Annotated in this window: 17 protein-coding genes; 11 read left to right on the forward strand and 6 right to left on the reverse strand. The window is 70.4% G+C overall.

Annotated features, from left to right (window positions below):
* The first annotated feature begins 274 nt into the window (after nt 1–274).
* Nucleotides 275–2,011 carry an FG-GAP-like repeat-containing protein gene (locus K8625_RS38160; protein WP_223785476.1) on the forward strand — a complete coding sequence of 579 codons (1,737 nt, stop codon included), beginning with the start codon at nt 275–277 and terminating at the stop codon, nt 2,009–2,011.
* Between the two features lie 336 nt (nt 2,012–2,347).
* Complete coding sequence (locus K8625_RS38165; RefSeq protein ID WP_223750254.1) at nt 2,348–3,412, forward strand: hypothetical protein; 1,065 nt, start codon at nt 2,348–2,350, stop codon at nt 3,410–3,412.
* 106 nt (nt 3,413–3,518) lie between these two features.
* Here the strand turns inward: K8625_RS38165 and K8625_RS38170 are convergent, their stop codons facing one another.
* Both K8625_RS38170 and K8625_RS38175 read right to left on the reverse strand, forming a co-directional pair.
* Entirely contained in the window at nt 3,519–4,496 is a 978-nt protein-coding gene (locus K8625_RS38170) for a hypothetical protein (protein ID WP_223750255.1), read from the reverse strand.
* The gene (locus K8625_RS38175) at nt 4,493–5,776 is read right to left on the reverse strand and encodes a radical SAM protein (RefSeq protein ID WP_223785477.1); all 1,284 of its coding nucleotides are present in this window, start codon (nt 5,774–5,776) and stop codon (nt 4,493–4,495) included. The genes K8625_RS38170 and K8625_RS38175 overlap by 4 nt, the downstream gene beginning before the upstream one ends.
* A gap of 119 nt (nt 5,777–5,895) precedes the next feature.
* On the opposite strand from K8625_RS38175, the gene K8625_RS38180 reads away from it, so the two are divergent.
* Together K8625_RS38180 and K8625_RS38185 are read left to right on the forward strand one after the other, a co-directional pair.
* On the forward strand, nt 5,896–6,273 hold the full coding sequence (locus tag K8625_RS38180) for a hypothetical protein (RefSeq protein WP_223750257.1): 378 nt from the start codon (nt 5,896–5,898) through the stop codon (nt 6,271–6,273).
* Between the two features lie 253 nt (nt 6,274–6,526).
* Nucleotides 6,527–6,772: a DUF1272 domain-containing protein gene (locus K8625_RS38185; protein WP_223785478.1), complete on the forward strand. Its 246-nt coding sequence runs from the start codon at nt 6,527–6,529 to the stop codon at nt 6,770–6,772.
* Nucleotides 6,773–6,870: 98 nt separating this feature from the next.
* Here the strand turns inward: K8625_RS38185 and K8625_RS38190 are convergent, their stop codons facing one another.
* Nucleotides 6,871–7,776 (reverse strand): LysR family transcriptional regulator, encoded by a 906-nt coding sequence (locus K8625_RS38190; protein WP_141324988.1) that lies wholly within the window; start codon nt 7,774–7,776, stop codon nt 6,871–6,873.
* Between the two features lie 101 nt (nt 7,777–7,877).
* Here K8625_RS38190 and K8625_RS38195 point away from each other — a divergent pair, with 101 nt between their 5' ends.
* On the forward strand, nt 7,878–8,282 hold the full coding sequence (locus tag K8625_RS38195; protein WP_141324986.1) for a RidA family protein: 405 nt from the start codon (nt 7,878–7,880) through the stop codon (nt 8,280–8,282).
* A 67-nt stretch (nt 8,283–8,349) separates the two neighbouring features.
* Here the strand turns inward: K8625_RS38195 and K8625_RS38200 are convergent, their stop codons facing one another.
* The 3 genes from K8625_RS38200 to K8625_RS38210 are packed head-to-tail and all read right to left on the reverse strand — an operon-like array spanning nt 8,350 to nt 11,731.
* A complete protein-coding gene (locus tag K8625_RS38200; RefSeq protein WP_223785479.1) occupies nt 8,350–10,791 on the reverse strand; it encodes an excinuclease ABC subunit UvrA in 2,442 nt (813 codons plus the stop codon).
* 56 nt (nt 10,792–10,847) lie between these two features.
* Entirely contained in the window at nt 10,848–11,273 is a 426-nt protein-coding gene (locus tag K8625_RS38205; protein ID WP_223785480.1) for a VOC family protein, read from the reverse strand.
* Nucleotides 11,274–11,287: 14 nt separating this feature from the next.
* Nucleotides 11,288–11,731: a helix-turn-helix transcriptional regulator gene (locus K8625_RS38210; RefSeq protein ID WP_223750261.1), complete on the reverse strand. Its 444-nt coding sequence runs from the start codon at nt 11,729–11,731 to the stop codon at nt 11,288–11,290.
* A gap of 126 nt (nt 11,732–11,857) precedes the next feature.
* Here K8625_RS38210 and K8625_RS38215 point away from each other — a divergent pair, with 126 nt between their 5' ends.
* The 6 genes from K8625_RS38215 to K8625_RS38240 are packed head-to-tail and all read left to right on the forward strand — an operon-like array spanning nt 11,858 to nt 15,659.
* Nucleotides 11,858–12,190: a helix-turn-helix transcriptional regulator gene (locus K8625_RS38215; protein ID WP_046711976.1), complete on the forward strand. Its 333-nt coding sequence runs from the start codon at nt 11,858–11,860 to the stop codon at nt 12,188–12,190.
* Entirely contained in the window at nt 12,187–12,753 is a 567-nt protein-coding gene (locus K8625_RS38220; protein ID WP_141323005.1) for an SRPBCC family protein, read from the forward strand. The genes K8625_RS38215 and K8625_RS38220 overlap by 4 nt, the downstream gene beginning before the upstream one ends.
* A 2-nt stretch (nt 12,754–12,755) precedes the next feature.
* Nucleotides 12,756–13,169 carry a DoxX family protein gene (locus tag K8625_RS38225; protein ID WP_141323004.1) on the forward strand — a complete coding sequence of 138 codons (414 nt, stop codon included), beginning with the start codon at nt 12,756–12,758 and terminating at the stop codon, nt 13,167–13,169.
* A complete protein-coding gene (locus K8625_RS44705) occupies nt 13,166–13,675 on the forward strand; it encodes a DUF1801 domain-containing protein (RefSeq protein WP_324289062.1) in 510 nt (169 codons plus the stop codon). The genes K8625_RS38225 and K8625_RS44705 overlap by 4 nt, the downstream gene beginning before the upstream one ends.
* Before the next feature lie 49 nt (nt 13,676–13,724).
* Nucleotides 13,725–14,306: a DUF1801 domain-containing protein gene (locus K8625_RS38235; RefSeq protein WP_141323003.1), complete on the forward strand. Its 582-nt coding sequence runs from the start codon at nt 13,725–13,727 to the stop codon at nt 14,304–14,306.
* 27 nt (nt 14,307–14,333) lie between these two features.
* The gene (locus tag K8625_RS38240) at nt 14,334–15,659 is read left to right on the forward strand and encodes a thioredoxin family protein (RefSeq protein WP_223785481.1); all 1,326 of its coding nucleotides are present in this window, start codon (nt 14,334–14,336) and stop codon (nt 15,657–15,659) included.
* Nucleotides 15,660–15,867: the final 208 nt, after the last annotated feature.

Here is a 15,867-nt window from a genome sequence, read left to right on the forward strand (position 1 = left end):
GATGCAACCCACAACAGGCTCAGCATGTCCCACAGGCTCACCATGAATGACCTCGGCGCTGCGAATCATGGCCCCTGACCCGGGTCTGATTCAGCGCGCGGTGTGAGTGAAGCGGGATGCGCTGTGCAGGGAAGGGGGCGGCGTGCCCTCCGCCTCACAGTCCCTGTGCCATGCGGTGCACGCCTCGCACCTGTCCTCCTCGGGGCGCGCATGGGCATATGGCTTGCTCAGCGGGCCGTCCATGGCTGGCCGGGGCTCTTCGAACAGGGACGGAATGATGCTTCATGTGCATGCGCGCGGCTTCGTGGCCACGCTGCTGGTGGGATTGCTCGGGGTGTGCGCGGGTTGTGGCTCCAGCGGTGGAGGCGAGGGTCCTCCGCCGAAGCCGGAGCCCGAGGTGACGGTGCCGGGCGCGCCGACGGAGGTCCAGGCGCAGGCCGGTGTCCGCTCCGCGCAGGTGAGCTGGAAGGCGCCCGCCTCGAACGGTGGCGGCGCCATCGTGAAGTACACGGTGACGGGCACCGGCGGCGTCACCACCACGACGACCGGCGCCACGACCGCGCTGGTGGCCGGGCTCGCCGACAACACGAGCTACACCTTCCACGTCCGCGCCACCAACGCCGCCGGTGACGGGCCGGAGTCGGGCTCCTCGACCCCCGTGACGACGCTGGCCCTGCCGGGCGCCCCACGCATCCTCGAGGTCTTCCCCGGGAACTCGACGCTCCAGGTGAGCTGGGCGCCGCCCGACTCGGATGGAGGCGCGAGGGTGCAGTCGTATGTCGTCGAGCTCCTCGATGCCGCCACCCCGCGCTCCGAGGCGACGCTGAGCACCAGCGTGCTGCTCACCGGGCTGACGCCGGAGACGGAGTACCAGGTCGTCGTCCGCGCGGTGACCGCAGTGGGGAAGGGGCCGCCCTCGGCGCCTCGGCTGTCGAAGACCCGGTGTGACAACGTCGGCTGGACGAAGCTCCCCCAGGTCGCCGTGGAGGCGGAGCTCCGGGGACTGGTCGCGGGGGACTTCGACAAGGACGGGAAGCCGGACCTCGCCGGGACCCGGATGACCGAGAGGACGGTGGCGAGCTACCTCGGACAGGGCGAGGGGCGCGTGCGCAAGCAGGGAGAGTTCGGCGTCGGCGCGGACCCGCAGCAGGTCCTCACCGGCGACTTCAACAACGACTCGCTGCTGGACGTGGCGGTGCTCAACACTCGCAGCCAGACGGTGAGCGTGCTGCCCGGGCTCGGGAACGGCGACTTCGGCGAGGGACGCAGCGCGCTCACCGGCGCGGGGCCGTGGGCGATGACGACCGCGGACTTCGACGGTGATGGGAACCTGGATGTCTTCACCGTCAACACGAGCCTCTCGACGGGCAGCTCCACGCTGAGCTGGATGCGGGGGAATGGGTTCGGTGCGCTCACCCGGCAGGACTTCAACCTCCCCTTCGCCGCGCTCACCGTCACCACGGCGGACTTCGACGGGGACGGACACCTGGATGTGGCGCTCCCCGCGTCGCTCGTCTCCGACGTCTACGTCTACTTCGGCTCGGGAGACGGCAACTCGTTCCGCTCGGGCGCTCGCTACTCCGCCCAGAACCAGCCCAGGCACGTGGCGGCCGCTGACTTCAATCACGATGGCCGGGCGGACCTGTTGGTGACGAGCAAGGGAGATTCCTTCAACGAGCCCGAGGTGAGCGTGGGGCTGGGCCGAGGCAACGGCACGTTCGATGCCGCGAAGCGCTTCCCCGTGCTGGGTGAAGTGGGCGCGCTGCTCGTGGCGGACTTCGACCAGGACGGCCACCTGGATGTCGCGGTGACGCACGACGAGTCGAAGACGGTCAGCTTCCTGCGCGGCCTGGGAGATGGCTCGTTCGCGGCGAGGAGGGACGTGGTGCTGGACGCCATGCCGCGCGGGCTCGCGGCCGGGAACTTCAGCGGCGGTGACCGGCTGGAGGTGATGGTGAGCCAGGTGGGCTCGACGTCCCTCACGCTGCTGTCGACGACCTGCCTGCCGTGACACGACGCCCCGCGCCGGTACCGCGTGTGCCGGAGCGGGGGGCGCGGCTTCAGCCCATGTGGCTGCCTTCCCCTTTCCTCCTCGACCCCGTCGAGCTGCGTGGCGCCGTCCCGGAGACCGAGGCGCCCAAGCTCCGCGCGTTGCTCGACTGCCGCGCATCGCCCTGGGCTCTCGGCCCCGGCGAGGCCACCGCGAAGTGGCGGTGGCACCCGCGTAGGGGGCTCGCCATGACGGCCCTGTCACGAAAGGACGGGTCCTGCTCCGCGCCTCCAGAGGGAGCGGCCCCTGCGCCCGATCTTGCAATGAAGCCCCGGCTCATTGGCCAAGGGGGTTCCCATGCGATGGATTCGCGCGTTGACACTGGGTGGTTTGACGTGGGTGGTCGGCTGTACCGAGAGCAAGGTCGCGGATGACCTGGACATCGTCCTGAAGGGGCGCCTGGTCGACGAGGCGGGCGCGGCGTTGCCCGAGGCGATGTTGAAGGTCTACCGCAGCGACAACTCGTCGTGTGCGTTCGCGGGCTTCACGGCGAGCTGGAAGTCGGTGAAGGCCCGCGCGGATGGCACGTTCGAGCTGGACCTGTTGGGAGCGGACACGCGCAACGGGAGCATCGCGCGCTGCTTCGTCCTCCGCTCGCCGGCGCAGCGTGAGGGTCGGAGCGTCTCCGCCGCGTTCCTCGTGCAGGAGTCGGAGGTCCAGCTGCCCGTGCTGCAGGAGTGGACCGGCACGATGACGGCCACCGAGGAGGCGGGAGGGGTGAGCGTGGGCTTCCGCTCCCTGCGCGCGACGCACGGGCTGGAGAGCGATGGGCACGTGTTGTCCGTGCGCCCCTCGCTGCGTGAGGCCTGGCGGGTGACGGATGCCGTGTCGCCCGTGCGCCTGAGCGACTACGTCCTCGAGGACGCGGCGGGGCTCGAGGCGTTCGTCAGCGTCGAGCGTGACGCGAAGGCGGGCTCGGAGTCGGTGAGCCTCACCTATGTCAGCGATGAGCGGGCCCTGCCTCGCCGGGCGCTCGTCCCCGTGAGCCGTGGCGCGACGTGCACGTACCTGAACGCGGAGACGCCGTGCCGCCTCACGAACGGAGAGCTGGATGGGCTCGTGCTCTTCCAGACGGGCGTCCAGGAGGTCGTGGTGCAGCTGGCCAGGCCGGTGGTGCCACGCAAGGCGGTGCTGCGCAACTTCGAGGTGTCCGGCGCCGTGAACGAGCTGGTGCTGGAGGGCAGCGCCGACGGCACGCAGTGGGTGCCCCTGGCCAACCTGCTCGAGGGCACGGGCGCGCGGCCCTTCGTGGAGGTGGACCTGACCGGCACGACGGCCGTGTCCCAGGTCCGGGTGAAGGCGGTCCCGCGCGAGACGACGGGGCAGCTGCGCTCGCTGGGGCAGCTCTCCCTCTTCGAGTAGCGACGGCTTCACGAGAGAGGGCGCACCGGTCGCGGGAGAGGCCCGGTGCGCCCGCGAGCTGGGTGTCAATACAGGCCGCGCTGCGTGAAGAACCACCGCCGTGCCATCAGGTCGCTCGTGCCGACGGCGCGGCGGGGAGGCTCGAGAGGATGCTCAGCGCCTCGGGGCCGCCGAAGACGGACGCCGGCACGCCGAGGACGCCCTGCTCCAGCAGCGCATCGAACGAGCACTGTGACGTGGCGAAGTATCCGATGCAGCGCGAGGCCCGCAGCTCGGGTCTGCGGGTGGTGAGCGCGTCCAGTGCGCGCGCATGCTCGACGAGACGTGCTCGGACCTCGGTGGGACGCGCTGCGTGCTCGGTGAGCGCGGCGTAGCCGATGCGCAGCTTGCGCTCGTCCTTCGGCAGCGGCGCGAAGGCGGCGCGCATGTCCTCGCGCCACCGCGATGGCGTGATGCACAGCCCCGCGTGGTCCGGGATGAGCCAGCCCTTCGACAGCGAGACGAGGACGAACGCGAGCTCCTCTTGCATGAGCCGCAGGACCCACGGCGCCGGAGGTGTCGCGTACGCGGAGTCGATGAGCAGCACCCGCTCCCCCGGCTCGGCGCGGACCCACGCCTCCACCTGCTCGGCCTCCTCGCGTCCGAGCTCGCGTCCCCAGGGCTTGAGCGGCTCGCACAGCAGGAGCGCGTCGCAGTCTTGGAGCGCGGGCAGGCCCTCGCGCGAGGCGTAGCGAACGACCTGGACACCTGCTTCGTCGGCGAGCTGCAGGTACACCGGGTACACGTCCTCGGGGACGCCGAGGCGCGCCCGCCGGGACGCGAGCCAGCCGAACAGCGCGCGCAGGGAGCGCCGCACCCCGTGGCTGACCTGCGTTCGCGCCTTGAGCCCCGCGTCGAGCCCCAGGTGCGCGAGATAGCGCTCGGCGAGGTGACACCGGTAGGGCGACTCCGCGTGGGTCGAAGGCGCGATGGGCGCGAAGCCAGGCCCGAGGCTCCGGTAGACGTTGAGCTCCGCCAGGTCGATGAGCCCGGGCCGCTTCGCGCGCCACGAGTCCCGCAGCGCGAGGAAGTCCTCGTGTCTCATCCGCGCAGCTCCGAGGCGGGGTCCTCGAGCGAGGCGAGGCAGGTCCCATCGCTCATGAGGTTCCACGAGCGGACCTTCCGGTGCGTGCGCTCCCAGCCGACGGACGGCTCCGTGTACGCCGCCACGCGCAGCACCCGCCCCGCGACTTCTCCCTCGAACACGGGGCTTCCCCACGGGAGCGCGTCGACCTGCGTGAAGCCTCCGACCTCCATGGCGTGGAGCACGAGCGCGAGCGGCACCTGATGCGCCGCGCAGTACTGGTTCGCGGCGCTCGGCGCCCACGCGTTCTCGGAGAGGCTGGAGACGTAGAGCTCCTTGAAGCAGACCTCGTGGAACCCGTCGCGCGCGCTGCGCTCCAGGTAGGCGAGGACCTTGGGGACGTCATCCACGCCGCCCCGCTGGAGGACGCAGATGGCGCGGCTGCGCAGCCCGAAGGCCCGCGCGAGCGCACCCGAGTCCACCGACAGGCCCATGATGCGCGCGTCGTCCTCGCGCGTGACGCCGTGGCGACTGACGGCCAGCGTGGTGAGGCCCTCGTCGCGCAAGGCGTGCAGCTGCCCCGCATCCAGGCGCGCGCCGTTGGTGATGAGGAGTGTCTTCGGGAACCGCTCGGCGAGGCCGCGCACCAGCGAGCGCAGCGGGCCGGGGGCCATCAAGGTGGGCTCGCCTCCACCGGTGATGACGGCGCGCTCCGCCCCTCGGGCGCGGGCGAGGTCCGCCCAGTGCAGCTGATGTTCGAGCGAGGCGCTGCGCTGCCGCGCCAGGTCGGAGACGCTGGCCTTCGAGAAGCAGAACGCGCACTTCGCCTGACAGGCCTTCGCCACGGGCAGCACGGAGAAGGAGCGGGGGCGGCAGTCCTCCCACGGCGCGAGCCCCGTGTCGTCCAACTGGAAGGCCTGCGCGGTGACCTCCTCGTGGAGGGTGGGGCGCAGCGTCCCGTCGTCCTCGACCCACGCGACGCCGCTCAAGGGGACCTCGGGCGAGGGCCACCGCCAGCCGATTCCCGTGCCCGTGGTGTCGTTGGGGCGCATCGCCCGCTCACCCGACGTGGGCAGCCGGGCGCGCAGCGCGACGACGCGGTCCTTCGCGCGGCCGAGCTTCGCGACGAGCCGCCGCGCCTTCGCGAGCCCCGGCGTCCAGGGCTCGTCCTCCCTCAACATGTAGAACGCGTCGGGGAAGGTCGACTCGGCGATGGACGCTTTCGAGTACCGCATGCGGTAGCGATCGAATCCGCGCAGCCAGTTCGAGAGCGGAATGAAGGCGACGAAGGCGGTGTCCATGACGTCGGCACTCTCTCAAGCTCCATGCTTCGTGTCAAATAGACACAAAGCATGGGCCGGGAGGGGAGTGCTGGGTGGGTTGCCTTGAGTGTTCGGGTGGGGACCTCTACGGTGGGCCGATGAGAACGGTGGGTGACTGGAAGACGCGGCTGCGGGCCGCGCTCAAGGATGCGCTGAGGGACAGGAACGCGGCGGCGGTGGCGGTGCTGCGGGAGACGCTGGCCGCGCTCGACAACGCCGAGGCGGCGGACCTGAGCGTCGCCCCCAAGGCCGTCACGGGGGTCGTCGCGGGGGGCGTGGAGGGGCTGGGCAGCGGAGACGTGCCGCGTCGGCTCCTGTCACCGGAGGCGGTGGATGCCCTCCTCCAGAAGGAGCTCCAGGAGCGGCGGGAGGCGGAGGCCCTCTACGTCAAGCTGGGCAAGCACGAGGAGGCGCGGACGTTGCGCGCCCAGGTGGAGCTGCTCCTCGCGCTTCGGGCGGAGCCCTCGGGCGACTGACCTTCGTCAGCGCGCGCCATCCAGGAGCGCCGCGAGCGCTTCCGGTTGGGATGCGAACGGCGAGTGAGGGGACTCCAGGGCGAGTTCTCCGATGTTCATCCGACTCTCCTAGGGGCCACGCCAGCCCCTGACACCCGTGGCAAGGTCAGGCGCTCCTGTTAACGGGCAGCGGGGCTGCGCGCTGGGGCCGGGGAGATTGCACCGGTCGCGTCCCCGTGTTTCGTTGGGTCCCGACGCCCAGGAGGTCTCCCACGTGCTGCAGCTCCGCCCCGGCTGTGAGTGTTGTGACCGTGACCTGCCGCCCGACGCGACGGACGCGTTCATCTGCACCTTCGAATGCACGTTCTGCGCGAACTGCGTGTCGGAGCGCTTGAAGGGTATCTGCCCCAACTGCGGCGGTGACCTCACGCCGAGGCCGCGCCGGCCCGCCAGCAGGCTCGCCCGGTTCCCCGCGTCCACGGAGCGAGTGTTCAAGCCGCAAGGCTGCGCTCCGCGCTGAGGCGCGGCAATCGTGGGTGACGCTGGCCGAGGATGGGCCGGACGCCGTGGTGGCGCGCCTGGGCCTTCCCGCCCGGGTTCGCGTGGCGGCGACCCACGTCAGCGCGACTTCGGCTTCCAGCGCTCGACCATCAGGTCGATGAGGCGCCGCACCTTGGCGGGCAGGTGGGTCTTGCTCGGGTAGAGCGCGGTGATGCGCACGGTGCCCGTCTCGACGGAGGGCAGCAGCGCCCGCAGACGCCCTCGCGAGAGGTCCGCGTCGACGAGGAAGCCGGGGAGGAACGCGACGCCCATCCCGGCGACCGCCGCGTCACGCAGCGCCTCGCCGCTGTCTAGCCGGAGGCGGCTTCGTCCCTCCACGTGGACCCAGGAGCCGCCCTGCTCACGCAGGCGCCAGCGCTGCCTGCGCGCGCGGCTGCTGAAGAACAGGCAGTCGTGAGCGGACAGCTCCTCCAGCGTCCGGGGCTCTCCACGCGCGGCCAGGTAGGTGGGTGAGGCGCAGAGGATGGCGGGGTACTCGGCCACGAGCCGGGAGACCAGGCGCGTATCCGTATGGGTCGCCTGGATGCGCACGGCCAGGTCGTAGCCCTCCTCGATGACGTCCGCGACGCGGTCGCTGAAGCTCACCTCCGCCTGCACCTCGGGCCACATCCGCAGGTAGTCCCGCAGCACCGGGAGCACCAGCAGCCTGCCGAACGCGTCCGGCACGGTGAGGCGCAGGACGCCTCGCGGAGTCCCCGTGTGCTGTCCGACGCTGGCCTCCGCTTCCTCCAGCGCGGCGAGGACCTGCTGGCAGTGCTCATGGAAGACGCGGCCATCGTCGGTGAGGCTCACGTGGCGTGTGGTGCGGTGGAGCAGGCGCACGCCGAGCCGCGACTCCAGCCGGGCCAGCGCCTTGCCCGCGGCCGAGCGCGTCAGTCCGATGGCCCGCCCTCCCGCGACGAAGCTGCCCGCGTCCACGACGGACATGAAGGCGAGGATTTCGTCGAGGTTGGCGCGCTTCATGGGCCCCACGATTGTAGCGGCCTCATCGCTGGAGTGGGGAACGCTGTTCGTCAATCCCAGCGCTATAGGGTCATGACATCGCCAACCCCAGGAGAACCGCCATGCCCGTCACGCTGCTCAACCCCGATGGAATGATGAAGCCCGAGCTCTACCATCAGGTGTCCATCTCCACGGGCTCCCGGCAGGTCCACATCGCCGGTCAGGTCGCCTACGACGCGGAGGGGAAGCTCGTCGCGCGAGGAGACCTGGCGGGGCAGGTGGCGCAGTCGCTGCGCAACGTCGGCCTCGCGCTCGCGGCGGCCGGAGCCTCGTTCAGCGACGTGGTCCGCTTGAGGTTCTACGTGGTCGGCTGGAAGCCCGAGCAACTGCCCCAGTTCGGCGCGGGTGTTCAGCAGGTCGCGCAGGAGCTGAAGTTCGTCCCCGCGCCGGCCTCGTTGATTGGCGTCAGCGTGCTCTTCGAGCCGGACATCCTCGTGGAGGTCGAAGCCACCGCCGTCCTGCCCTGAGCCATCGCCTCGGCAAGGCTCCGTGTCCCTCGCGTTGGGAGCACGGAGCCTTCGTGGGAGGCCGCGACTACGAGCGCCGCGCCGCGCGCCCCCGGGGAGCTTCCGGCTTTCCGCCTCCGACCTTCGCGCCCGAGGCCCCGCCGACATACGCCGCCAGGTGCTGGCCGGTCAGCGTGGCCTTCGCGGAGACGAGGTCCGCCGGCGGCCCCTGGAACACGATGGTCCCGCCGTCGTGCCCCGCGCCCGGACCCAGGTCGATGATCCAATCCGCGTGCGCCATGACGGCCTGGTGGTGCTCGATGACGATGACGGACTTGCCCGAGTCGACCAGCCGGTCCAGCAGCCCCAGGAGGTTCTCCACGTCGGCCAGGTGCAGGCCCGTGGTCGGCTCGTCGAGCACGTAGACGCCGCCCTCCTCACCCATGTGCGTCGCGAGCTTCAGCCGCTGCCGCTCGCCGCCCGACAGCGTGGTGAGGGGCTGGCCGAGCCGCAGGTAGCCCAGCCCGACGTCGTTCATCCGCTTCAGGATTTCATGCGCGGCCGGCGTGCGCGCCTCCTTGGAGCCGAAGAAGGTCGCCGCGTCCTTGACGGGCAGGTCGAGCACCTCGGCGATGTTGAGCGCGCCCAGCCGGTACTCCAGCACCGCCGCCTGGAAGCGCTTGCCCTCACACTCCTCGCACAGCGTGCTGACCCCCGCCATCATCGCCAGGTCCGTGTAGATGACCCCGGCGCCGTTGCACGTGGGGCAGGCGCCCTCCGAGTTCGCGCTGAACAGCGTGGGCTTCACGCCGTTGGCCTTGGCGAAGGCCTTGCGAATCGGCTCCAGCAGCCCCGTGTACGTCGCCGGGTTGCTGCGCCGCGAGCCGCGAATCGCGCTCTGGTCCACCGTCACCACGCCCTCACGCCCCGACACCGAGCCGTGGATCAGCGAGCTCTTCCCGGAGCCCGCCACGCCCGTCACCACCACCAGCACGCCCAGCGGGATGTCCACGTCCACGCCCCGCAGGTTGTGCGCCTTCGCCCCGCGCACCTTCAGCGCCCCCGACGGCTTTCGCACCGAGGGCTTCAACGACGCGCGGTAGCCCAGGTGCCGTCCGGTGAGCGTGTCGCTGGCGCGCAGCCCGTCGACGGTGCCCTCGAACACCACCGCGCCACCGGCGGTGCCCGCGCCCGGGCCGATGTCCACGACGTGGTCCGCGATCTCGATGACCTCCGGCTTGTGCTCGACCACCAGCACGGTGTTGCCCTTGTCGCGCAGGCGCAGCAGCAAGTCATTCATCCGCTGGATGTCGTGCGGATGCAGCCCGACGGTCGGCTCGTCGAACACGTACGTCACGTCGGTGAGCGACGAGCCCAGGTGGCGAATCATCTGGATGCGCTGGGACTCGCCGCCCGACAGCGTCCCCGACGGACGGTCCAGGCTGAGATAGCCCAGGCCAATCTCCACGAACGAGTCGAGCGTCTGGCGCAGCGTGGCCAGCAGCGGCGCGACGGAGGGCTCGTTCAGCCCGCGCACCCACTCGGCCAGGTCACTCACCTGCATCGAGCAGGCCTCGGCGATGTTGATGCCCTTCACCTTGGAGGACCGGGCGGCCGCGTTGAGCCGGGTGCCTCCGCACTCGGGGCAGGGCGTGAAGGTCACCGCGCGCTCCACGAAGGCGCGGATGTGCGGCTGCATCGCCTCCTTGTCCTTGGACAGGAACGACTTCTGGATGCGGGGCACCAGGCCCTCGTAGGTGAGGTTCATGCTCTCGAACTTCACCTTGGTGGGCTCCTTGTAGAGGAAGTCCTCCAGCTCCTTCTTCGTGTACTTGCGGATGGGCTTGTCCGGGTCCAGGAAGCCCGAGTTCGCGTAGATGCGCACCTGCCACCCGTCGGCGTTGTAGCCGGGGATGGTGAGCGCGCCTTCATTGAGCGACTTGCTGTCGTCGTAGAGCTGGCCCAGGTCGATGTCCGTCACCGAGCCCATGCCCTCGCACCGGGGACACATGCCGCCGGAGATGGTGACCACGCGCTCCTCGACCTGGCCCTCGCCCTTGTCGACCGTTATCTGCCCCGACGCGCGCGCCGACGGGATGTTGAAGGAGAACGCGTTGGAGGAGCCGATGTGCGGCTTGCCCAGGCGGCTGAACAACACCCGCAGCCTCGCGTTGGCGTCCGTCGCGGTGCCGACGGTGGAGCGGGAGTTGGCGCCCATGCGCTCCTGGTCGACGATGATGGCCGTCGTCAGGCCCTCCAGCACGTCCACCTCGGGCCGGCCCAGGGACGGCATGAAGCCCTGGACGAACGCGCTGTAGGTCTCGTTGATCATCCGCTGGGACTCGGCCGCGATGGTGCCGAAGACCAGCGACGACTTGCCCGAGCCGGAGACGCCGGTGAACACCGTCAGCCGGCGCTTGGGGAGCTCGACGCTCACGTCCTTGAGGTTGTTCTCCCTGGCGCCCCGGACGCGGATGAGGTCGTGGCGGTCCGCGGGATGCGCGGGAGTGGAGTGCTTGGGCTCGGTCATGACAGGGGTACCAACGGCGAACGGGTGGGGTGTGGGGACGACGGGGGCGGGCTTGCTCAGCCCGCGTTGCCGCGCAGGGGGAAGGCCTGGCTGATGCGGATGAGGTTGCCGGCGGGGTCTCTCACGGCGCAGTCGCGTACGCCCCAGGGCTGGTTCGTGGGCTCCTGCATTACGTCCGCGCCCGAGGCGCGCAGCTTCTCGAAGGTCTCCGCGAGGTTGGCGCTGCTGAACAGGGCGCCGCCCAGCGTGCCCTTGGCGAGCAGGCGCGCGATGGCGTCACCGTCCTCCTTCGTGCGGCCGGCGTGCGGCTGGCTCAGGACGATCTGGATGTCCGGCTGCGCGGGAGGCGAGAGGGTGAGCCACCGGAACGCCTCGTGGGAGACGTCGCCGATGAGCTTCAGGCCCAGCAGGTCGCGGTAGAACGGCAGCGCCTTGTCCGGGTCGTCGACAATCAGGTGAACGGTGGTGAGCTTGAGGGTCATGACTCCACTGTGGGTCAACGGGTGGGAGGGTGCTTCTCGAATCCTGCTCGGCGGGGGCGCGTCCGCTCCTTCTGGATGCAGGCGGGCAGCACCTGGTCCTCGGTGTGCTGCTTCGCGCGGTAGTCGGACGGCGGCATGCCCACCAGTCGGGTGAAGCTCGCGCTGAACGAACCCAGGGAAGAGCAGCCCACCGCCATGCACACGTCGGTGACGCTCTGGTCCCCGCGCCGCAGGAGCGCCATGGCGCGCTCGATGCGGCGGGTCATCAGGTAGCCGTAGGGGCTCTCGCCGTATTCCTTCCGGAAGCGGCGCGAGAAGTGGGCGGGGGACATGGCGGCCGCCCGGGCCACCGACTCCACCGTGAGGGGACTGTCGAACTCCCGGTCCATCAGGTCTCGGGCGCGCCGCAGCCGCGCGAGCTCCGCGAGCTCGCACGCCAGGTCATCTGGGGTGGCCATGGCGCCGGAGGCTACGTCGCGAGCCGGGCATCTCGAAGCCAAAACCCCCCGATGTCCTGACAAGGTCCTGTCATATTTCCAGTACATGCCTTGACGGTTATATGAATTCATGGGTATATATGCGGCATGGAATCCTCGTTCGGAATCATCGCGGAGCCCAACCGGAGGAGCATCCTCAGCCTGCTGGCCGCGTCGGAGTGCTCCGTCGGCGAAATCGAGCGGGAGCTGCGGATGTCCCAGCCCTCGGTGTCCAAGCACCTGCGGGTGCTGCGCGAGGCGGGCTTCGTGGAGTCCCGGGTCGAGGCCCAGCGACGTGTCTACCGGCTGCGGCCCGAGCCGCTCATGGAGGTCGACGAGTGGCTTGCGCCCTTCCGTCGCTTCTGGACGGCCCATGTCGACGCGCTCGAGCGCCATCTGGACCGGATGGAGCAGACCTCCAGCAAAGGAAAGAAGCGATGACTCACCGTGCGAAGTACACCCCCGGCCGCGCGGCCGGGGCCCACATCAAGAAGGACGCGGAGCGCTGGACGCTCGTCCTCGTGCGTGACCTGCGCCACCCGCCCGTGAAGGTCTGGGAGGCGCTCACGGACCCCGAGCAGCTGCGGGAGTGGGCGCCGTTCGACTCGGACCGGAACCTGGGCGCGGTGGGCTCCGCGATGCTCACCACGGTGGGCGCGCCCAAGCCGCTCGTCGCCGAGACGCAGGTGAAGCGGGCCGAGGCGCCGAAGCTGCTCGAGTACAGCTGGGGCGGGAACGATGTCCGCTGGGAGCTGGAGCCGCGCGAGAGCGGCGGCACGCGGCTGACGCTCTGGCACAACATCCACCAGGGCTTCATCGCGATGGGCGCGGCGGGCTGGCACATCTGCTTCGACGTGTTGGATGGACTCCTGGCGGGCGAGCCGCTGGGGCGCCTGGTCGGCCCGGAGGCGATGCGGTTCGAGGGCTGGCAGCGGCTGCATGCCGAGTACGCCGAGCAGTTCGGCGTCGTGACCCCTGGACACACTTCTTCCCCGAGGAACTGAAGATGACGCGCTCGAAGAGAATCACCATCGGCTTCTGGGTTGTCACCGCGCTGTTCTGCTTGCAGATCGGCTTCACCGCCTACGCGCAGCTGAGCCTGCCGCAGGTGGCGGCGGCGTTCACCCACCTGGGCTTCCCCGACTACTTCCGGGAGGAGCTGTCGTGGGCGAAGTTCCTCGGGGTGGTGCTGCTGCTCGCGCCCGTGCCGGCGCGGCTGAAGGAGTGGGCCTACGCGGGGTTCGCCATCAACCTGGCCTCCGCGTTCATCGCACACCGCGCGGTGGGGGACGGCCCCGAGGCGTGGGGTTGGGTGGTGGGGACCAGCGTGCTCTGGGGGCTGTCGTACTTCTTCTGGCGTCGCCTGCAGGTGGCTCCGGTTCCGGCCGCGGCGCCGGTGCTGGCCGGAGGTCACTCGTGAAGAAGGGGGAGGGGCAGGCGAGCGGGGAGGCCGCGTCGAGGCTCATCGACCAGCGCATCCTCGACCTGGGGGACTGGCGGGGAGAGGCCCTGGCCCGGATGCGGAAGCTGATCCTGGAGGCCGTCCCGGAGATGACCGAGGAGTGGAAGTGGGGCACGCCGGTGTGGTCCCACAATGGGATTGTCACGACGGGGGAGGCGTACACGAAGGTCGCGAAGCTCACCTTCATCAAGGGCGCCCGCGTCCCCGACCCGACGGGCATCTTCAACTCCAGCCTGGAGGGCAACGCGCGCCGGGCCATCGACATCCGTGAGGGGGAGAAGGTCGACGCGAGTGCGTTCAAGGCGCTGGTGAAGGCGGCCGCGGCCCTGAACAGTGCGCCGAAGAAGAAGGCCACGCCGGTGGCGAAGAAGGCGGTGGCGGCGAAGAAGGCCCCGGCGGCGCGGAAGCAGAGCGCCGTGAAGAAGGCCGCGAAGCCGAGCGGTGCGAAGGCGAAGAAGCGATAGGGTTCGGGGCGTGATGGCGCCCCACCCCCGTCATCCAGGAGTGCGCGACATGGTTGGCAAGACGGCCGCGAAGGCCGCGGCGAAGAAGGCCACTGCGAAGAAGGCCACGGCGAAGAAGGCCACGGCGAAGAAGCCCCAGGCCAAGAAGACCGCCGAGAAGAAGACCACGGCGAAGAAGCCAGCGGCGAAGAAGGCCACGGAGCGCAAGGCGACCTCGGCACCGGCCAAGGCGCCAGTCCTCCTCTCCGGAGGCAATCCGCAGATCGCGAAGGGGTACGGGGAGGCCCCCATCCAGGCCTACATCGCGGCCATGCCGGGCTGGAAGCGGGAGGTCGGCGCGCGACTCGACGCGCTCATCTCTCGCGCCGTCCCGGGAGTGTCCAAGGCGGTGAAGTGGAACTCGCCGATGTATGGCATCGAGGGCCAGGGGATGTTCCTCGGCATCCACTGCTTCGCGAAGTACATCAAGGTGGCCTTCTTCCGGGGCACGGCGCTGAAGCCCATGCCTCCGGGCGAGTCGAAGAGCCAGGACACCCGCTACCTCGACATCCGCGAGGACGACGCGCTCGACGAGGCCCGCTTCGTGTCCTGGGTGAAGCAGGCCAGCCAGCTCCCCGGCGAACGGATGTGAGCTGTCGCGGTGGTAGAGTCGCCTCCCATGAAGCGGCTCCTCCCCGTCTGCCTCATGGTCCTCGTGGGTTGTGCCACCACGAAAGCACGTCCCCCCGAGCACGCGGCGTTCATCCAGAACGACTACGCCGCGGCGCTCGCCCAGGCCCGGGCCGCGCGCAAGCCGCTCTTCATCGACTTCGGCGCGGTGTGGTGTCCGCCGTGCCGGACCATGGAGGCGCAGGTCTTCGCCGCGCCCGGCTTCATCGAGAAGTCGAAGGACTACGTCCTGCTCGCGGTGGATGTGGATGACCCCATCAACGAGCCGCTCCTCGAGCGCTTCCCGGTGGACAACCTGCCCACGCTGCTGGTGCTCGACTCCGAGACGGAGACGCCCGCGCTGCGCTGGATGGGCGGCGCCGGGCTGGAGGACGTGCTGGCGTTGCTCGACGATGCCCGGCGCGCATTGAGAGCCCAGGTGTCGGGGCCGGAATTGCTGCTGCTCGAAGGAGACCGCGCCCATGCCAGGCGGGAGCACGAACTGGCGGCGCGCAAGTACCAGGAGGCGGTGGCGAAAGGCTCCAAGCAGTGGAGCCGTCGTGCGAGGGCCGTGGAGTCCGCGCTCAACGCGCTGTGGAACGCCGAGGCCTTCCAGGCGTGCGCGGAGTACGCGGTGAAAGAGGTCCCGAGTCTCGACGAAGCGCGCAGGGCGGGCGCCGCGAGCACCGCCTACGCCTGCGCGAGGTACGCGGACGAGCCCAAGCCCTGGGCCGCGCCGGCCATGAAGGCGCTGGAGGTCTACTTCGAGAAGGCCTTCGAGCAGCTGCGCGAGCGCGACGCGAAGGGGCAGACGTGGCTCTACGGCTCCATGGCGGACCTGCTCGAGGAGCGCGGCGACAAGGAAGGGGCCCGGAAGCTGTCCGAGGAGTACTACGCGAAGGTGCTCGCGTATCGCGCCGAGGAGACCACGGCGCGGGGGCGGGCGGCGTGGGACCCTCCGCTCTACAGCGCCGCGGAGTCGAGCGGGCACCTGGCGGACACCCTCGCGCTCTTCGTCCAGACGGAGCGCGAGCTGCCCGACGACTTCTCCGCCAGCGCGCGGGTGGCCGCGAACCTCCGGGAGCTCGGTCGCTACGACGAGGCGCTCGCCGCGACGGACCGCGCGCTGAAGCGGGCGCAGGGAGGGCGACGGCTGGCGGTATGGCTGAGCCGGGCGCGGACGCTGGAGCGCGCTGGCCGCAAGGACGAGGCGCGCGAGGACCTGGAGACGGCGCTCGCGGAAGCGGAGCGGCTGCCCAGGATGCAGCGGGAGTTCTCCCAGTACGCGGTGGACGCGGTGCAGGCCGCGCTGTCCGCGCTCGACGCCGGGAAGTAGTGCCCGCGCACTCGCGGGGCCTTCCAGCTCGGCACGGCTTGTATCGATGAGGCCGGCTGTCGCGGCCTTCCGTGTCGACGCTTGAGGTTGGCAAGGCGCGCCCCTTTGTCCGCGGGCGCTCCCACGGGGCACGACGTGTATGGATGTGAGCGCCCGTCGCGGCCTTTTGTGTCCGCGCTCGACGCAAGGAAGTCGCCCCCGTGCGCCG

It is taken from the genome of Myxococcus sp. AS-1-15 (assembly GCF_020037055.1).
In the GTDB taxonomy this organism is placed as follows: domain Bacteria; phylum Myxococcota; class Myxococcia; order Myxococcales; family Myxococcaceae; genus Myxococcus; species Myxococcus fulvus.

Coding starts and splice junctions, on each gene's coding strand:
- K8625_RS38240 (WP_223785481.1), top strand. CDS start 14,334: ATGAAGCGGCTCCTCCCCGTCTGCCTCATGGTCCTCGTGGGTTGTGCC.
- K8625_RS38175 (WP_223785477.1), bottom strand. CDS start 5,776: ATGGACACCGCCTTCGTCGCCTTCATTCCGCTCTCGAACTGGCTGCGC.
- K8625_RS38220 (WP_141323005.1), top strand. CDS start 12,187: ATGACTCACCGTGCGAAGTACACCCCCGGCCGCGCGGCCGGGGCCCAC.
- K8625_RS38180 (WP_223750257.1), top strand. CDS start 5,896: ATGAGAACGGTGGGTGACTGGAAGACGCGGCTGCGGGCCGCGCTCAAG.
- K8625_RS38160 (WP_223785476.1), top strand. CDS start 275: ATGATGCTTCATGTGCATGCGCGCGGCTTCGTGGCCACGCTGCTGGTG.
- K8625_RS38170 (WP_223750255.1), bottom strand. CDS start 4,496: ATGAGACACGAGGACTTCCTCGCGCTGCGGGACTCGTGGCGCGCGAAG.
- K8625_RS38225 (WP_141323004.1), top strand. CDS start 12,756: ATGACGCGCTCGAAGAGAATCACCATCGGCTTCTGGGTTGTCACCGCG.
- K8625_RS38165 (WP_223750254.1), top strand. CDS start 2,348: ATGCGATGGATTCGCGCGTTGACACTGGGTGGTTTGACGTGGGTGGTC.
- K8625_RS38215 (WP_046711976.1), top strand. CDS start 11,858: ATGGAATCCTCGTTCGGAATCATCGCGGAGCCCAACCGGAGGAGCATC.
- K8625_RS38195 (WP_141324986.1), top strand. CDS start 7,878: ATGCCCGTCACGCTGCTCAACCCCGATGGAATGATGAAGCCCGAGCTC.
- K8625_RS38235 (WP_141323003.1), top strand. CDS start 13,725: ATGGTTGGCAAGACGGCCGCGAAGGCCGCGGCGAAGAAGGCCACTGCG.
- K8625_RS38190 (WP_141324988.1), bottom strand. CDS start 7,776: ATGAAGCGCGCCAACCTCGACGAAATCCTCGCCTTCATGTCCGTCGTG.
- K8625_RS38200 (WP_223785479.1), bottom strand. CDS start 10,791: ATGACCGAGCCCAAGCACTCCACTCCCGCGCATCCCGCGGACCGCCAC.
- K8625_RS38210 (WP_223750261.1), bottom strand. CDS start 11,731: ATGGCCACCCCAGATGACCTGGCGTGCGAGCTCGCGGAGCTCGCGCGG.
- K8625_RS38205 (WP_223785480.1), bottom strand. CDS start 11,273: ATGACCCTCAAGCTCACCACCGTTCACCTGATTGTCGACGACCCGGAC.